Source organism: Streptomyces sp. NPDC057424, from assembly GCF_042803315.1.
Lineage (GTDB): Bacteria > Actinomycetota > Actinomycetes > Streptomycetales > Streptomycetaceae > Streptomyces.
Map to the genome: position 1 here is coordinate 53,955 of NZ_JBHVCP010000039.1, position 15,981 is coordinate 69,935.

The following is a 15,981-nucleotide window of genomic DNA, read 5'->3' on the forward strand; positions in this document are numbered from 1 at the left end:
ATCGATGCGACAGTTCACCGCCGTCGTCAACCCCACCGCGGGCGGAGCCACCAGCGCTGCGGCGCTGCTGAAGGTGGCCCGTCTGCTGCGGGAGGCGGGCGCCGAGCTGGAGACCGAGTACAGTCGCAGCCTCGCCCACGCCCGCGAACTCGCCCGGCGCGCCGGGGAACGAGGCCGGGTGGTGCTCGCCGTCGGTGGCGATGGAATCACCGGAAGCATCGGCGGAGCCCTCAGCGGAACCGGCGCACTGTTCGGCATGGTCCCGGCCGGACGCGGCAACGACTTCGCCCGGGCCCTGGGCCTGCCCGGCGACTCTGACGGCGTGGCCCGTGTGCTGCTCCATGGCACGCCGCGTGCCGTGGACACCATCGAGGTCACCTCGTCCGTCCACGCCGGCACCGTCGTGCTCGGCAGCGTCTACGCAGGGGTGGACGCGCTGGCCAACCTCCACGCCAACCGCTCCCGGATGCTGCGCGGTTCGGCCTCCTACTCCGCCGGCGCCCTGCGCGCGATCAGCACCTGGCGTCCCGTCCGCTACCGGATCACCGTCGACGGTCAGCACCACACCTACAGCGGCTACACCGTGGTGGCCGCGAACTCCAGCTCCTACGGCTCCGCGCGCCGCATCGCCCCCGAGGCCCGGCTGGACGACGGTCTCCTCGACGTCGTGATGATCCGCGACGCGCCACGCCGGCTGTTCTTCACCCTGATGAAGGAACTCGACACCGGCGCCCACATCCACCGTCCCCAGGTGCAGATCGTGCGCGGCCGGGAGATACGCATCGAGGCCGACAGGGACCTCCCCTACGGCGCGGACGGCGAAGTCGAGGCCGTCCTCCCGGTCACGGCCCGGGTGCTGCCCGGCGCACTGCGAGTCCTGTGCTGAGGCGGGGCAAGCCGATGAAGCTGCTCGGGGAGCCGGCGAACGGCTGCGCCACCGTAGGGGACCCAGCAGAAACGAGGCGGCGGGTCACGCCCGATGTCACACCGGCCCCGGTGCCGTCATCCAGCGCCACTGGGTGAACTGTTCCAGGCTGGCTGTGCCGCCGATGCGGGAGCCGTTGCCGGAATTGCCCATACCTCCGAAGGGGGCGTTCGCGGCGTCCTTGGCGGAGACGCCGTTGATGTGGACCATGCCGGTACGCAGCTGCTCGGCGACAGCGGTCGCCCTGAGCACGGAGCCGGAGTGCACGGCAGCCGTCAGGCCGTATGCGGTGTCGTTGGCGATCTCGACGGCCTCCGCCTCGCGGTCGAAGGAGATGACGGGGGCGACGGGACCGAAGATCTCCTCGGTGAACACCGGCATGGCCCGGTCGACGTGGTCCAGGACGGTGGGCGGGTAGAAGAGTCCGTCGCGCCGGCCGCCCGTGAGCACTCGCGCCCCGGCGGCCACGCTCTCGTCGACGATGCGCTCGATCCTGGTGGCCTGCCCCTCACTGATGATCGGGCCGACACTGACGCCCTGCTCACCGGGATCGCCGACGCGCATGGACCGCGCGTGCCCGACCAGCGCGTCGGTGTAGGCCTCGACCAGGTCGGTGTGGACCAGATGGCGGCCTGCTGCGACACACGCCTGTCCCTGGTATCCGAAGGTGCTCACGGCTCCTGCCAGGGCGGCCGCCTCCACGTCCGCGTCCTCGAGCACGACCAGCGAGTTCTTGCCGCCGAGCTCGAGCAGGACCCGCTTCAGCCCTTCACCCGCCACCCGGGCCACAGCGCGTCCGGCCTCGGTGGAACCGGTGAACGCGATCATGGCGACATGGGGGTCCGCCGCGACCGCCCGCCCGGTCTCAGCGCCGCCCGGCAGGACGTGCAGCACCCCGTCGGGCAGTCCGGCGTCCTCGAAAAGCCGGGCGACGAGGACACCCCCGGACACCGGGGTGAGCGGGTCGGGTTTGAGCAGCACGGCGTTGCCCAGCGCGAGGGCGGGCGCCAGCGCGCGCATCGCGAACAGGAGCGGCGCGTTCCAGGGATTGATGACACCGACGACGCCGAGGGGCACCCGCCACGCCAGACTCGTCCCCCCGGGGGCCTGCGGGGCCAGCACCTCACCCCGAGGCAAGGAGGCGAGTCCGACGGCGTGTGTCAGCTGGGCGAGGGCGGCGACGATCTCGTAGTCGCCCTTGGCGGGCACACCGGCCGACTCACGGACGATCCAGCCGCGGAACGTCTCGCTGTGTTCACGCAGCGCTCCGGACGCCTTCAGCAGGACCTCGGCACGATCGGAAGGAGCTGCCGCGGCCCAGTCCCCGGCGGCCTGAGCGGCCCGTGCGCCGGCCCGGGCAACGTCCGCGGGGGAGGCGATGCCGATGACGGCCAGCGCGTCCCCCGTAGCGGGTTCGATCACCTGACGGGTGCCGCCCTCGGACTCGCGCCAGCCCGAGCTGTAGATCCTGCCGGCCCACTCGGCCTCGTCCGGCCACCTCTCGCCGATGACAGCCATGGGTGCCACCCTCCGTCCGGGAGCGATGCCGTCGTCCTGCCATGAGGACCTGTTCGCGTACATCTGTCACGCTTGATGTCTAGTGTCGTAAAAAATGATGGCGCGGCGCACCTCGGCTTCAGGGCGCTCCCCGGCAGACGGCCCCAGGGCGGGAGGAGGCGGGATGAAGTCATGAGCGGATCCGCGTCCGCCCGGGACGAGGGCCCGTCGGCCGATGGGCCGCGGGAACGTGTCGACGAGGCGGCCACGGCCAGGGCTGTCGTCGATGGGCACGGTGCCGTGACCGCGTGGAACGAGGGAGCCCGGCGGCTGCTCGGATACCGGGCCTCCGAAGTGATGGGCAAGAACGGGGCCCGGCTTCTCGCGGACGCCGCGCACACGCACGTGCCGGACTTGCCGAGCGGCCTGCGAAGGTGGAGCGGGACTGCCACGCTGCTGCACCGGGACGGTCACCGGCTCACCGTGGGACTGCTGGCCCATCGCCGGGAGCGCGACGGAGGTGACGACTGGCTTCTGGTGTCACCGGTGACCCGGCCGGCACCGACGCCTGACGACGATGCGTTCGTGCGGCGAGGGTTCGCGCAGGCTCCCTCCAGCATGGCCCTGTACGACACCGGACTGCGGTTGCGCTGGGCGAACGCGGACATGGAACGTGTGATGGGCTTGTCCGAGGAGGAGATGCGCGGTCTACGGGTGACGGAGATCGTCCTCGACCCGGAGGGCGAGCGGACCGAGGAGGGCATGCGAACCGCACTGCGGACCGGTCATCCCCAGGAGCTCGGAGCCGCACTGCACCTCGCCGGGCACGAGCGGGAGAGCGTGTGGTCGGTGTCCCTCGTTCCCGTGCGGGACTCGGGCGGGCGAGTCGACGGCGTCCTGCTGTCGGCGCACGACGTGACGGAGCAGTACCTCGCACGGCAGCGACTGGTCCTGGTCGACGACGCCAGCCTGCGGATCGGCAGAACCCTGGACCTGCCCCGTACCGCTCAGGAACTCGCCGACGTGGCCGTCCCGCGGTTCGCGGACTTCGTCACGGTCGATCTCCTGCCGTCGATCGAAGGGGGCGAGGACCCGCCGCAGGGCCCTCCGCACGGGCCGGTGATGTTGCGCCGGGTCGCCTCTCAGTCGGTACTGGAGGGCTGCCCCGAAGCCGTGGTGCCGCACGGGACGGTGGCGACCTACCCGGAGCGTTCCCCCGCGGCGCACTGCCTGGCCGCGGGCCGGCCGGTCATCGAGCACGTCACGCCCGCCATCCTGGAGGATCTGGACCGGACCGCCCCGCAACGAGCCGAACGGATGCGGCAGTTCGGATTCCACTCGGTGCTGGCGGTGCCGATGCGCGCGCGTGGGCTCACCTTGGGAGTGGCCACGTTCTCCCGCCATCAACGACCCAAGCGCTTCGAGCAGGACGATCTGCTGCTGGGCCAGGAAATCACCGCCCGCGCCGCCGTGTGCATCGACAACGCCCGGCGCTACACCCGCGAGCGCGACACCTCCCTCGCGCTGCAGAACAGCCTGCTGCCACAACGGCTCCCCGAGCAGGCGGCCCTGCATGTCGCCTCCCGCTATCTGCCCGCCAGCGCCCGGGCCGGTGTGGGCGGCGACTGGTTCGACGTCATACCGCTCTCCGGTGCCCGGGTCGCTCTGGTCGTCGGTGACGTGGTGGGCCACGGCATCCAGGCCTCGGCGACCATGGGGCGGCTGCGCACCGCCGTACGGACGCTGGCGGATGTCGACCTGCCCCCCGACGAGTTGCTGACCCACCTCGACGACCTGGTCAGCCGCTTGGCCGGCGGGGGAGACACCATGGCCCTGCTCGACGGCGACATCGTCGCCACCTGTCTGTACGCCGTCTACGACCCGGTCTCCCGCCACTGCACGATCGCCCGCGCCGGCCACCCCATGCCCGCCCTTGTGACACCCGACGGCACCGTCGAGTTCCTCGAGGTGCCCGCGGGGCCTCCCCTCGGCCTGGGGGGCCTGCCCTTCGAGTCGACCGAGCTGGAGCTGGCCGAGGGCAGCCTGCTCGTCCTCTACACGGACGGGCTCCTGCAGTCCCGCGGCCGTGACATCGACGAAGGGATCGCCGCCATGCGCGAGGTGCTGCGGCGACCGGCTCATGATCTGGAGGCCACCTGTGACGCCCTGCTGCGCACCCTGCTCATGGACCGCCCCTCCGACGATGTGGCGCTCCTCGTAGCGAGCACGCGGGCCCTCGGCGCTTCCCGCGTGGCGACCTGGCCGGTGTCGCCGGACCCCGCCGCGGTCGCCGAGATGCGCAAGGCAGCCTGCCGGCAACTGTCCGAGTGGGCCCTGGACGATGCCTCGTTCGTCACCGAGCTCGTCGTCAGCGAACTGGTGACCAACGCCATCCGGTACGGCCGGCCTCCCATCGAGCTCAGACTGATCTACGACCGCACGCTCATCTGCGAAGTCTCCGACGGCGGCACGACCGCACCCCACCTGCGCCGGGCCCGTACCTTCGACGAAGGCGGACGCGGGTTGCTCCTCGTCGCCCAGCTCACCCAGGGCTGGGGGACCCGTCAGTTCTCCAACGGCAAGATCATCTGGGCGGAGCAGTCACTGCCTGCCGGCTGAGGAGCAACCACTGCGCACGTGGTCCGCAACGGCTCGTCAGGACGATGCGCGGACCACGAGCTCGGTACGGAGGATGACGTGGCGCCAGGCCATGGACGGCTCTTCCATATCCTCCAGCAGGACCCGGATCATGGCCCGGCCGATCTCCTCCAGCGGCTGGCGCACTGTGGTCAGGGGCGGTTCGGTGCGCTGGGCCAGCGGGAAGTCGTCGAAGCCGATCACGGCGACGTCCTCGGGCACTCGCCGTCCCGCGACACGGAGCGTCCGGAGTGCCCCCGCCGCCGTGGTGTCCGACGCGGCGAGGACGCCGTCGATCTCCGGGTGCCGTTCGAGCAGTTCGGTCATGGCGCGGCGTCCGCTGTCCTCCGTGAAGTCCCCCTCGGCGACCATGGATTGGAGGCTCTTCAAGCCCGCCAGCTCCAGTGCGTCCTGGTAGCCGCGCAGCCGGCACTGGGCGGCGTACATGTCCAGCGGGCCCGTGATGGTGGCGATGGACCTGCGGCCCCGCGCCAGCAGGTGGGAGACGGCACTGCGCGCACCGCCGACGTTGTCCGCGTCCACGTAGCTGACGTACTCGTCGCCCGACCGGCGCCCCAGCATCACGGTCGGCAACCGTGCCTCGGCGAGCATGTCCGGCAGCGGATCCCCCGCATGCACGGACATCAGCAGGACTCCGTCGACCCTGCCGCCTCGTGCGTACTCCAGGAAGCGCTGCCGCTCGGCGTCCGAGCGGACCAGGGTCAGCATCATCTGCATCCCGGTGTCCGCCAGCGCGTCCCCGAGCGAGCCCACGATCTCCGAGAAGAACGGCTCCGCGAAGAGTCTCCAGTCGGGCTCTGTCAGAACGAGAGCGACGGCATCGGTTCCCCGTCCGGCCAGGGAGCGGGCCGCGAGATTCGGGACGTACCCCAGTTCCTCGATGGCGCGCTGCACGGCGTGCCGTGTCGAATCCTTCACGCCCGCCGCGTTGTTGATGACGCGTGAGACCGTGCCCCGCCCCACCCCGGCGCGAGCGGCCACCTCTTCCAGCGTCGGCGTGCCGGGGCGTCGCCTGCCCATGACCACCTCCCCCACGAGGTTACCGATCTTACGGGCCGAAAGAACCGGGCATGAGGATTATGCGTATGGCTCATGCTGTATCGGCCGAGAAGGCGCGGCGTTCGTTCGCGAGGGGCAGGCGGTTCGAGTTCTGTCGTGATTGGCGCTGGAGAATCAGCGTGCGGCCGTCCTTTTCGCGGAACTCCCGCCGAGCCAAGCATCTCGAGGCCGACTCTCGGTACCGACGGATTCGGGAGCGCTCCCAATGCCTTGCGACCGCCGGATGCCTGTGCCTTCCGTCGGCCCTGTGCGCTGATGGGTCCACATCGCTCCGCGCGGTCACCGTTCAAAGGGTTGTCAGGGACATGAAGCGCTTCTACAGTCCGACATCGAAGCAATGGGTGGGAGCGCTCCCAATATCGACAGGCGGGGCGCTTCGAATGTGCGTCGCCCGTCCGCTCGACTCTCCCGGAGAGGCCCCCACATGCGATCGTCACCACACCGCCCCCACATCCCGCGCGTTCTGTTCGGCGCGCTGCTCACCGTTCTCACCACCCTGGCGGCCCTGGTGGCCGGTGCGCCGGCGGCGCAGGCCGACACCACGATCTGCCAGCAGTTCGGCTCGACCGTCATCCAGGGGCGCTACGTCGTCCAGAACAACCGCTGGGGCACCAGCGCCACGCAGTGTGTCACCGCCACCGACACAGGCTTCCGTGTCACCCAGGCCGACGGCGCGGTGCCCACCAACGGCGCCCCGAAGTCGTACCCGTCCGTCTACAACGGCTGCCACTACACCAACTGTTCACCGGGCACCAGCCTCCCGGCTCGGATCAACGGCATCAGCAGCGCGCCCAGCAGCATCTCCTACGGCTTCGTCGGCGACGCCGTGTACAACGCCTCCTACGACATCTGGCTGGACCCGACACCCCGCACCGACGGGGTGAACCGCACCGAGATCATGATCTGGTTCAACAAGGTGGGCTCGATCCAGCCGATCGGCTCTCCGAGCGGCACGGCCTCCGTGGGCGGGCGCAGCTGGCAGGTGTGGACCGGCAACAACGGTTCCAACGACGTGATCTCCTTCGTCGCCCCCTCGGCGATCAGCGGGTGGAGCTTCGACGTCATGGACTTCGTCCGGCAGACCGTCTCCCGCGGGATGGCGCAGAACGACTGGTACCTGACCAGTGTGCAGGCCGGTTTCGAGCCGTGGCAGAACGGCGCGGGACTCGCGGTGAACTCCTTCTCGTCGACCGTCAACACCGGCGGCTCGGGCAACCCGGGAGATCCCGGGGACCCGAAGACGAGCTGCAAGGTGACCTACGCGCCGAACATCTGGGAGGGCGGCTTCACCGCCGACGTCACGATCGCCAACACCGGTTCGTCCCCCTTGGACGCCTGGAAGCTGTCCTTCACCCTGCCCGCCGGGCAGCGGGTCAGCAGCGCCTGGAACGCCGCCCTTTCCCCCTCCTCCGGGGCGGTGACGGCGAGCGGCCTGGGGCACAACGCGCGGATCGCGCCCGGTGGCAGCCAGACGTTCGGCTTCCAGGCCACCTACAGCGGCTCGTTCGCCAGGCCGACCGGGTTCAGCCTGAACGGCACCGCCTGCGCGTGACCCGGCGCGGCACGTCGCACCGGACCGGCCCCGGGGCCTACCCTCCACTTCCCACGCCGAAAGGGTGGGCCCCGGGGCCCCGGGGCAACCACTCCGCTCCCTCACTCCTCCGGCCGCCCCCCGGAAAGGCCCTACGCCATGAGCCAGAGCCTCGCACCGCCCTCCCGCCGCCCCGCGTTCGCCGCCGCCCTGTGTGCCGCCGCGCTCGCCGTGACCGGCCTGACCGGCGCGGCCGCGCCCGCAGGCCCGGCGGTGCCCGCCGTCTCGATGGTGTCCGCCGGCCTGCCGTACCGTGACCCCGCCCTGCCGGTGGCAGACCGTGTCACCGACCTGCTGTCCCGGATGACGCTCGACGACAAGGTCGGGCAGATGACACAGATCGAGAAGGACGCGTTGGTTCCGCGGGCCGACCTCGCCACCTACCGCATCGGTTCGGTGCTCTCCGGCGGCGACTCCACGGTCAGCCCCAACAACGCCCAGACCTGGGCCGACACCTACGACTCACTGCAACGCACGGCACTCGGTACCCCGCTCGCCATCCCGATGATCTATGGCATCGACGCCGTGCACGGGCACAACGCGGTGCGCGGCGCCACGATCTTCCCGCACAACGTCGGCCTCGGCGCCACCCGCGACCCCGCCTTGGTGCGGCGCGTCGGGCACGCGGTGGCCGAGGAGGTGGCCGGCACCGGCATCGACTGGTCCTTCGCGCCCTGTCTGTGCGTGGCCCGCAACGACCGGTGGGGCCGCACCTACGAGTCGTTCGGCGAGAAGCCCGAACTGCCCACCTCCATGACGTCGTTCATCACCGGCCTGCAGGGCGAGACCCTGGGCGCCGGCCCCGCCTCGGTGCTGGCCACCGCCAAGCACTACCTCGGCGACGGCGGCACCACCGGTGGGGTCGACCAGGGGACCACGGAACTGTCCGAGGCCGAACTGCGCGCCATCCACCTGCCGCCCTTCCAGGAGGCGGTGCGGAGGGACGTGGGCTCGGTGATGCTCTCGTACAGCAGTTGGAACGGCGTGAGATCGCATGCCCACAGGTACCTGGTCACCGACCTGCTCAAGGGCGAGCTGGACTTCGGTGGGTTCGTCGTCTCCGACTGGGCCGCCGTCGACCAGCTGGACGGGCAGAGCGGCTTCACGGGCGCCGAGATCACCACGGCCGTCAACGCGGGCGTGGACATGGTGATGGTCCCGCAGGACTACAGGAAATTCCTCGGCCTGCTGCGCGCCGAGGTCACCGCCGGGCGGATTCCCCTCGCGCGCGTCGACGACGCCAACCGCCGCATCCTCACCAAGAAGTTCCAACTCGGCCTCTTCGAGAGGCCGCTCACCGACCGCTCGTACACGCCGGGCATCGGATCCGCCGAGCATCGGTCGCTCGCCCGCCAGGCCGTGCGCGCCTCGCAGGTGTTGCTGAAGAACGAGGACGGCGTGCTGCCGCTGGCGAAGAACGCCAAGCTGTTCGTGGCCGGCAAGTCCGCCGACGACATCGGCAATCAGAGCGGCGGCTGGACCCTGGGCTGGCAGGGCCGCAGTGGCCCGGTCACCGAGGGCACCACGATCCTCCAGGGCATCCGGGCCACCGCCGGCTCTTCCCGCGTCACGTACGACCGCTACGGCAACGGCATCGACGCCGGCTATGCGGCAGCCGTGGCGGTCGTCGGGGAGACGCCCTATGCGGAGATGCGTGGCGACCGGCCCGGGAGCATGGGGCTGGACCAGGAGGACGTGCAGACCCTCGCCAGGCTGAAGGCGAGTGGAGTGCCCGTCGTCGTGGTCCTGGTATCCGGCCGTCCGCTCGACATCGCCGCCCAACTGCCCGATTGGAAGGCTCTGCTGGCGGCCTGGCTGCCGGGCACCGAGGGGGGCGGAGTGGCAGACGTGCTCTTCGGCGACCACGCCCCCTCCGGCAAGTTGCCCATGACCTGGATGCGCAGCGCCTCCCAGCAACCGGTCAACGACGGCGACGGAAAGAGCCCTCTCTTCCCGTACGGCCACGGCCTGACCTACGGCACGGACCCCGGCCCGGACCCGGATCCGCAGCCCGCGCCCAAGGCCTGCACCGCCCGGTTCGAGACCACCTCGTCCTGGTCCGGCGGTCACCAGGCGGAGGTCACTGTCAAGAACACCGGCACTGGCCCGCTGACCGGCTGGTCCGTCGCCTGGCACCTGAACGGCTCCACCGTCTCCAGCCTGTGGAACGGCACCCTGTCAGTGGCGCAGGGCCGGGCCACCGTCCGCAACGCCGCTCACAACGGCGCCCTGCCACAAGGCGCCACCACCTCGTTCGGCTTCACCTCCAACGGGGACGCCGGCACGCCCGCACCGCAGTGCACCGGCTCCTGACGTACGGCCCAGGACGTCGGACCGCGGCCGGGCGCGCCCGGTACCGCGGCCGGCGGGACGTCTTGCTGGCGGGCGACCTGACTCCGTGGCCGCCGCAGGGGGACTTCACCGAGCCCGGCGGAGTCGCAGCCATGGCCGTACCAGGGGGCGACCACCCTGACGTGGACAGGGCGTTCGCTGTAGGGGGCGGGTATCGAAACGTGTCTGGTGGGGATGGCGGAGAGCCCATGTGCGATCCAGAATGACTGGATGGTCACGCTCGAGACTCCCCGTTTGGTCCTGCGTCGCTGGCGCGAGGAAGACGTTGCGCCCATGGCTGCCGTCAACGCCGACCCCGAGGTCATGCGGTGGATCCGTGACGGCAGCGTCCGTGACGAACAGCAGACTCGCGGCGGGGTCCGGGCATGGGAGAACGAGTGGGAGTCACAGGGCTTCGGCCTGTTCGCGGTGGAGATCCGGTCCACTGGCGAGCTGGCCGGGTTCACCGGCCTTTCGGTGCCCCACTTCTTGCCGGAGGTACTGCCGGCGGTTGAGGTCGGCTGGCGGCTGGGACGTTCCCACTGGGGGCAGGGCTTGGCCACCGAGGCCGCTGCGGCGGCTGTACGGTTCGGGTTCGAAGAACGAGGGCTGGAACGGATCGTCAGCATCGCTCAAGTGGGCAACGACGCGTCCGAACGGATCATGACCAAGCTGGGGATGCATCCGGTCCGTGAGACCGTCAATCCCACCTGCGGTCGGCGAGTACGGGTGTTCGAGTTGTCGTCGGACCAGTACGTCACAGCCACTCGCTGATCGCCGAAGGGGGCGTCCTCGGCTCTGGGTGGAGTCGTCGGCAGCGGTATGCCTATGTAGGGGGTCGCTGCCTGATCAGCACTGCGCCAAACCCGGAAGCGGGGTTCAGGCTGTCTGCCCCGCGTCACAGGCCCCGGCTCGGGCCTCTTGGCCATACCTCCGTCTCCCGAGGAGCGTCCACGCAGCCGCCGCCACATCCAGGGGCCGAGGAAGGCCGTGGCCCAGCGCAGATCGGCTCCTACGGCTCGCAGGGCCGGGACCGGGGCCAGCACAGGCAGTGGTTCGGACCAGTCATGGTGGCCCGGCAGACCGAGAGTGTGGGCCATGCCGGCGCCGATCCTGGCGTGTCCGAGCGGACTGGCGTGAAGGCGGTCGTCGCTCCACAGCCGCGGGGCGGTAGTGACGGGGTGGGGGAAGACGTCCAGGACGGCGACGCCGTGCCGTTCTGCGGCGGCGCGCAGAAGGGTGTTGAGATCGAGGGTGCGGGGGAGTGCGCGACGGGCGAGCGGGGAGACCTTGCCCAGGTCCGGGAAGGTCACTGTGGCCACGCGGGCCCCCGAGGCGGTGAGACGGGCGAACATCCCCTCGATGTCCGCGATGACCGAGGCGGCGTCGAAACCCGACCGTACGAGATCGTTCATGCCTGCCATGACGGTCACCAGGTCGGGCTGCAGTGCGAGCGCCGGGCCGAGCTGTTCAGCCCTGATCTGCGCGGCTGTCTTTCCGCGCACAGCGAGACGGGTGTAGGTGAAGTCCGGCTGTCCCGCAGCGAGAATCTCGGCGAGCCGGTCGGCCCAGCCACGGCATCCCCCTGCGGGGCCGGGGACCCCGATGCCCTCGGTGAGACTGTCGCCCAGCGCGACATAGCGCGTGTGAGGGTGGTACACCGTGGTCACGGGCGTCGAGTCTGGTTGTTCTCACACCGGGCGTTCCATGCACACCAGCTGATCCCGCTCGTCCCATGACTCGGTGACGGTGAATCCGAACCGTTCGTACAGGGCGATGGCCCTGGTCCGCCACGTCCAGACCGACAGCCGCACGGTGCTGACGCCACCAGCCGCAGCATGCGCCAGGGCGGCATCGAGCAGGCCGGAGGCTATGCCCCGGCCCCGGAATGCCGGATCCGTCCAGAGCCGTTTGACCTCCGACCGCCTCCCGGCAGGCGCGGTCAGCACCGCGCAGCCCACAGCGGCGTCCCCGCTCATGGCCATCAGTACGACATCGTCGGCGAACGTTGTCCCCGGGTCGGAGATCTCTGCCCGGTAGCGGTCCGGCAGCCCGTCCACATCGGCAACGGGCTCGCCCTTCTCGGCCTGCGTCCGCAGATGGTAGGCCGCCAGCAGCGCGGCCAGGCCGTCGTCCCTGACAGAGGCCGCCTGGCCCGGCCGGTGGACGATGGCGATGCCGACTCGATCAGTCATGGCGCCAGCATCGCACGACAGAGAGCAGGCCCTGGGTGAGCTTCTCGGATCGCTTCCGAGATCCGGTGGCGCGACGTGCCCAGTGGAGTCGCCGACGGCGAGCCGGGTGCCGTCCGGACTGAAGGCCAGTGCGGTGCCCTCCCGGCCGTCGGCCAGGGCGCGCCCGCTGACCCGGCCGGACGGCAGCACCACGTAGCGGTCGGTGGAACCGGCGAGCAGCCGGCCGCCGGGCCCGCAGGGCGGGTCCGCCTCCGTGGAGAGCGCAACCGCCGAGATCATCGCCCACACCCGCAACGGCACCGGGCTCCCCCTGTCGCGCATCATCGGTCCCCTCCACGGCTCCGCACCGGTGGCCCGGATGCCGGCGGCCTCGGCCAGTGCGGGATGACGGGCCGGCCGCGCCGCCCGTCGGTGGGGTGGACTGTCTCAGTGCTGCGGCTCCATCTCCCGACTGGCCAGCAAGCGCAAGGCCTCCTCTGATGGGGAGCCCGGTTCCGCGTGGAAGGTGACCATCCGCATGGGGGCGCCGCCGGGCAGCGCCATGGGCTCGTGGAGGAGTTCGTACTTTCCGACCAGCGGGTGCCGCATCCGCACGGACTCACCGACGCTCCCGCAGCTCACCTCGTGCCGTGCCCACAGACGCCGGAACTCCCCGCTCTTCTGCGACAACTCCTGGATCAGGGAGGAGAAGTGCGGATCAGCAGGGCTCTTGCCGGCGTTCATGCGCAGCGCACCGGCGACTGTCAACGCCGCCCGCACCGGGTCGGCGAACCGTTCGCGTGTCTCGGGCGAGAGGAAGATCAGCCGGGCCGCATTGCGCTCCCCGGGCGGCAGTTGCCCCCAGTCCCCGAAGACGGCGACGGCGAGCCGGTTCCATCCCAGGATGTCCATGCGCCGGTCCACCACATAGGCGGGTACGCCGAGCGCGTCCAGCAGATGCCGGATGCCGGGCCGCAGTCGCTGCGCCGGGGCTGCGGCCTGTGCCGGACTGTTCCGGTCGGGCCGGGCGAGCCGGACCAGGTGCTCACGCTCCTCCTCGTCCAGGCGCAGGGCGCGGGCCACGGCGTCCAGCACCTCGGCCGACATGGTCTCCCCGTAACCCTGTTCCAGGCGCGCGTAGTACGCGTACGACACCCCTGCGAGCTGCGCCAGTTCCTCGCGCCGCAATCCCGGAACCCGCCGCCTCCCGTACGAGGGCAGGCCCGCGTGGGCAGGCTTGATGCGGGCCCTGCGAGAGCGCAGGAACTCTCTGAGCTCGTTCCGCCGGTCGAGTCCGGACGTCACTCGGTCACCGGGCGCCTCATGTGAAGACACCTCTGTCCTCCAGTCGTTCGATGTGCCTTGCCGTGCGAGGCAGCGTACAACAACGATTCCGTGACTCATCTTGATACTCCGTCTCGCATAGATGTAGAGTCTCCTCCTAAGACTTCATTTCGAAGGAAGTGTTTTCATGAGCAAGATCTGGTTCATCACCGGCTCGTCCCGCGGCTTCGGCCGTCAGTTCGTCCAGGCGGCCCTGGAGCGCGGCGACAAGGTCGCGGCGGCCGCCCGCAATGCCGACTCCCTCGCGGACCTGGTGGCCGCCCACGGCGAGGCGATCCTTCCTCTGACCCTGGACGTCACCGACAAGGCCGCCGCCGCCGAGGCCGTGAAGCGGGCGCACGACCACTTCGGCCGCCTGGACGTCGTCGTCAACAACGCCGGCTACGGCCTGTTCGGCGCGGTCGAGGAGCTGACCGAGCAACAGGTCCGCGACCAGATGGAGACCAACTTCTTCGGCGCCCTGTGGGTGACCCAGGCGGTGCTGCCCCTCCTTCGGGCGCAGGGGAGCGGCCACATCGTGCAGATATCGAGCATCGGCGGCGTCATCACCTTCCCCCTCATGGGCGGCTACAACGCCTCCAAGTGGGCTCTGGAGGGCTTCACCGACTCCCTCGCGCAGGAGGTCGCCGGCTTCGGAATCAAGGTCACTCTCGTGGAACCCGGCAGCTTCGCCACCGACTGGAGCGGGTCCTCCGGCGCCTTCGCCGAGAACCTGCCCGCCTACGAAGAGGTGCGCGCGGCCGTGGTCGCCAACCTGAGCAGCGTCCAGAACGGCGACCCGGCCGCCGCCGGCCCGGCTCTGCTGAAGATCGTGGACGCCGACAACCCGCCGCTGCGTGTCTTCTTCGGCGCCTTCCCCCTCCACTACGTTCCCCAGGTCTACGCGGACCGACTGAAGACCTGGGAGGAATGGGCCGACGTGGCCACGCAGGCCCAGGGGCAGGCCGCATAGCCCCGCGCCGCGGCTCCTGCGGCGCATGCGCCTGCGACGGACGGACCCGCGCCGTTCATCGCGTGGCACACGCATGTGCACCACTCACGAGAGCCGGTCTCCGAGGTGTCAGTCCGCAGTCGCACCGGCAGGTATCCCGCGTCTGATACTCGGTATCACATTGAGTCTCTGCTGTAGGCTCCCGGTATGACCGAAGCAGCCCGACCCTCGGCCCAGTCCACCGGCAAGCCGCCCGGCCTGCGTGAGCGCATGCGTGCGACGGTCCGGGCAGAGGTGGTCGAGGTGGCGCACCGACTCTTCACCGAGCAGGGGTTCGACCGGACGACCGTCGACCAGATCGCCGCCGAGGTCGGCCTGTCGCGCGCCAGCCTGTTCCGCTACTTCGGCACCAAGGAAGAGATCGTTCTGGGACGCCTGGCGGAATCCGGTCGTGTGATCGCGGAGGCACTGGCCGCCCGCCCCGACGACGAGCGGCCCTGGGAGGCGCTGCGCCGCGCCTTCGACGTCCTGACGCGAATGAACGAGGAGGCCCCCGAGCAGGCACTCAGCTACCTGCGCATGCTCCAGGAGACACCTTCCCTGCGCGCCGGGCACTACGAGAAGCAACTGAGCTGGCAGGAACTGCTGGTGCCGGAGATCGCCCGGCGCATGGGAATCGACCCCGGCCGGCCGGAGGACACCAGGCCGAGCGCGCTGGTCGCCGCCGCGCTCGCCTGCCTGGACGTCGCCGCCACCGGGTGGGTGGCCTGCGGGGGATCCGTCCCGCTGGCGGTGCTGCTCGACCGTGCGATGGGCGCGCTGGCGGAGTAGACCGCAGCGCGGGCGGCAGCCCAGCTGCACGCCGTCCTGGAGCCTCCCTCCGAGGAGGGTCCGTGCTCGCGGCCAGGTTCAGCAGAGATCCCGGCGGCCGTCTCGCGGTGGTCGTGGGCGGCAGCAAGGGAGCCGGCGCGGCGACGGTGACCGGCTGCGGGAGGAACGGAGCGCGGAGCGTGGCCATCGCCCGGACCTCTGTGGAAGCGCCCGGTGCCAAAGTCGGTCCGATGCCGACCGCGAACAGCCTCGGTATCGACGAGCGGTTCAGGTCACCTACCGTCGCGAACCGCCGGTACGCGAGGCCGCCGACGCGCGGGCCAACTGTCCGCGCCACATCCGCGAGGTCAGGCCGCCCCGCTGGCGTGCTGATCGCGCCCCCGCCGGCGCGGCACGGAAGCCGGGGCGGACAGCGTGCGGCACCTGTTCCGCGGTGCTGCCGACCGCGCTGGCGATCAGCACTGCTCGGCGGGTTCCGGTGAGGCACCCGTCCCGCAGTGGCCCCTACGCCGGGCCCGGCCCGTGGTGGGCCCGGGCGCCGGGAATAAGCGGGCGGGCGCCCCGGGGGGGCCAGTGGCGGGGGGGGGGGGCCGGGGTATTGGGGCGGTCGTACGCGGCCAAGAACACCCCGGACCATGAG

At 70.8% G+C, this 15,981-nt stretch carries 11 protein-coding genes and 1 pseudogene; 7 read left to right on the forward strand and 5 right to left on the reverse strand.

Going from position 1 to position 15,981, the window contains the following annotated elements:
* Positions 1 to 4: 4 nt before the first annotated feature.
* Positions 5 to 886, forward strand: a complete 882-nt coding sequence (locus ACFU3E_RS26720) for a diacylglycerol/lipid kinase family protein (RefSeq protein ID WP_384163230.1) — start codon at positions 5 to 7, stop codon at positions 884 to 886.
* Between the two features lie 96 nt (positions 887 to 982).
* On the opposite strand, the gene ACFU3E_RS26725 is transcribed toward ACFU3E_RS26720, so the two are convergent.
* Positions 983 to 2,443: an aldehyde dehydrogenase family protein gene (locus ACFU3E_RS26725; RefSeq protein WP_384163233.1), complete on the reverse strand. Its 1,461-nt coding sequence runs from the start codon at positions 2,441 to 2,443 to the stop codon at positions 983 to 985.
* A 171-nt stretch (positions 2,444 to 2,614) separates the two neighbouring features.
* Here ACFU3E_RS26725 and ACFU3E_RS26730 point away from each other — a divergent pair, with 171 nt between their 5' ends.
* A complete protein-coding gene (locus tag ACFU3E_RS26730; RefSeq protein WP_384163236.1) occupies positions 2,615 to 5,041 on the forward strand; it encodes a SpoIIE family protein phosphatase in 2,427 nt (808 codons plus the stop codon).
* Positions 5,042 to 5,077: 36 nt separating this feature from the next.
* Here the strand turns inward: ACFU3E_RS26730 and ACFU3E_RS26735 are convergent, their stop codons facing one another.
* Positions 5,078 to 6,100, reverse strand: a complete 1,023-nt coding sequence (locus ACFU3E_RS26735; RefSeq protein ID WP_384163239.1) for a LacI family DNA-binding transcriptional regulator — start codon at positions 6,098 to 6,100, stop codon at positions 5,078 to 5,080.
* A gap of 463 nt (positions 6,101 to 6,563) precedes the next feature.
* Here ACFU3E_RS26735 and ACFU3E_RS26740 point away from each other — a divergent pair, with 463 nt between their 5' ends.
* The 3 genes from ACFU3E_RS26740 to ACFU3E_RS26750 all read left to right on the forward strand — a co-directional run bounded on the left by ACFU3E_RS26740 (position 6,564) and on the right by ACFU3E_RS26750 (position 10,835).
* Entirely contained in the window at positions 6,564 to 7,691 is a 1,128-nt protein-coding gene (locus ACFU3E_RS26740; RefSeq protein ID WP_384163242.1) for a cellulose binding domain-containing protein, read from the forward strand.
* A 138-nt stretch (positions 7,692 to 7,829) separates the two neighbouring features.
* Positions 7,830 to 10,043: a glycoside hydrolase family 3 N-terminal domain-containing protein gene (locus tag ACFU3E_RS26745; RefSeq protein ID WP_384163245.1), complete on the forward strand. Its 2,214-nt coding sequence runs from the start codon at positions 7,830 to 7,832 to the stop codon at positions 10,041 to 10,043.
* Between the two features lie 249 nt (positions 10,044 to 10,292).
* The gene (locus ACFU3E_RS26750) at positions 10,293 to 10,835 is read left to right on the forward strand and encodes a GNAT family N-acetyltransferase (protein ID WP_384163248.1); all 543 of its coding nucleotides are present in this window, start codon (positions 10,293 to 10,295) and stop codon (positions 10,833 to 10,835) included.
* Between the two features lie 122 nt (positions 10,836 to 10,957).
* Here ACFU3E_RS26750 and ACFU3E_RS26755 read toward each other — a convergent pair.
* The 3 genes and pseudogenes from ACFU3E_RS26755 to ACFU3E_RS26765 all read right to left on the reverse strand — a co-directional run.
* A pseudogene (locus tag ACFU3E_RS26755) lies at positions 10,958 to 11,731 on the reverse strand (SGNH/GDSL hydrolase family protein); the annotation flags it as partial.
* 21 nt (positions 11,732 to 11,752) lie between these two features.
* Positions 11,753 to 12,256, reverse strand: a complete 504-nt coding sequence (locus ACFU3E_RS26760) for a GNAT family N-acetyltransferase (protein WP_384163281.1) — start codon at positions 12,254 to 12,256, stop codon at positions 11,753 to 11,755.
* A 426-nt stretch (positions 12,257 to 12,682) separates the two neighbouring features.
* The gene (locus ACFU3E_RS26765; RefSeq protein ID WP_384163251.1) at positions 12,683 to 13,540 is read right to left on the reverse strand and encodes a helix-turn-helix domain-containing protein; all 858 of its coding nucleotides are present in this window, start codon (positions 13,538 to 13,540) and stop codon (positions 12,683 to 12,685) included.
* Positions 13,541 to 13,706: 166 nt separating this feature from the next.
* Here ACFU3E_RS26765 and ACFU3E_RS26770 point away from each other — a divergent pair, with 166 nt between their 5' ends.
* Both ACFU3E_RS26770 and ACFU3E_RS26775 read left to right on the forward strand, forming a co-directional pair.
* Complete coding sequence (locus tag ACFU3E_RS26770) at positions 13,707 to 14,531, forward strand: SDR family oxidoreductase (protein ID WP_384163254.1); 825 nt, start codon at positions 13,707 to 13,709, stop codon at positions 14,529 to 14,531.
* A 186-nt stretch (positions 14,532 to 14,717) separates the two neighbouring features.
* On the forward strand, positions 14,718 to 15,341 hold the full coding sequence (locus ACFU3E_RS26775; protein ID WP_384163257.1) for a TetR family transcriptional regulator: 624 nt from the start codon (positions 14,718 to 14,720) through the stop codon (positions 15,339 to 15,341).
* The last annotated feature ends 640 nt before the right edge of the window (positions 15,342 to 15,981 follow it).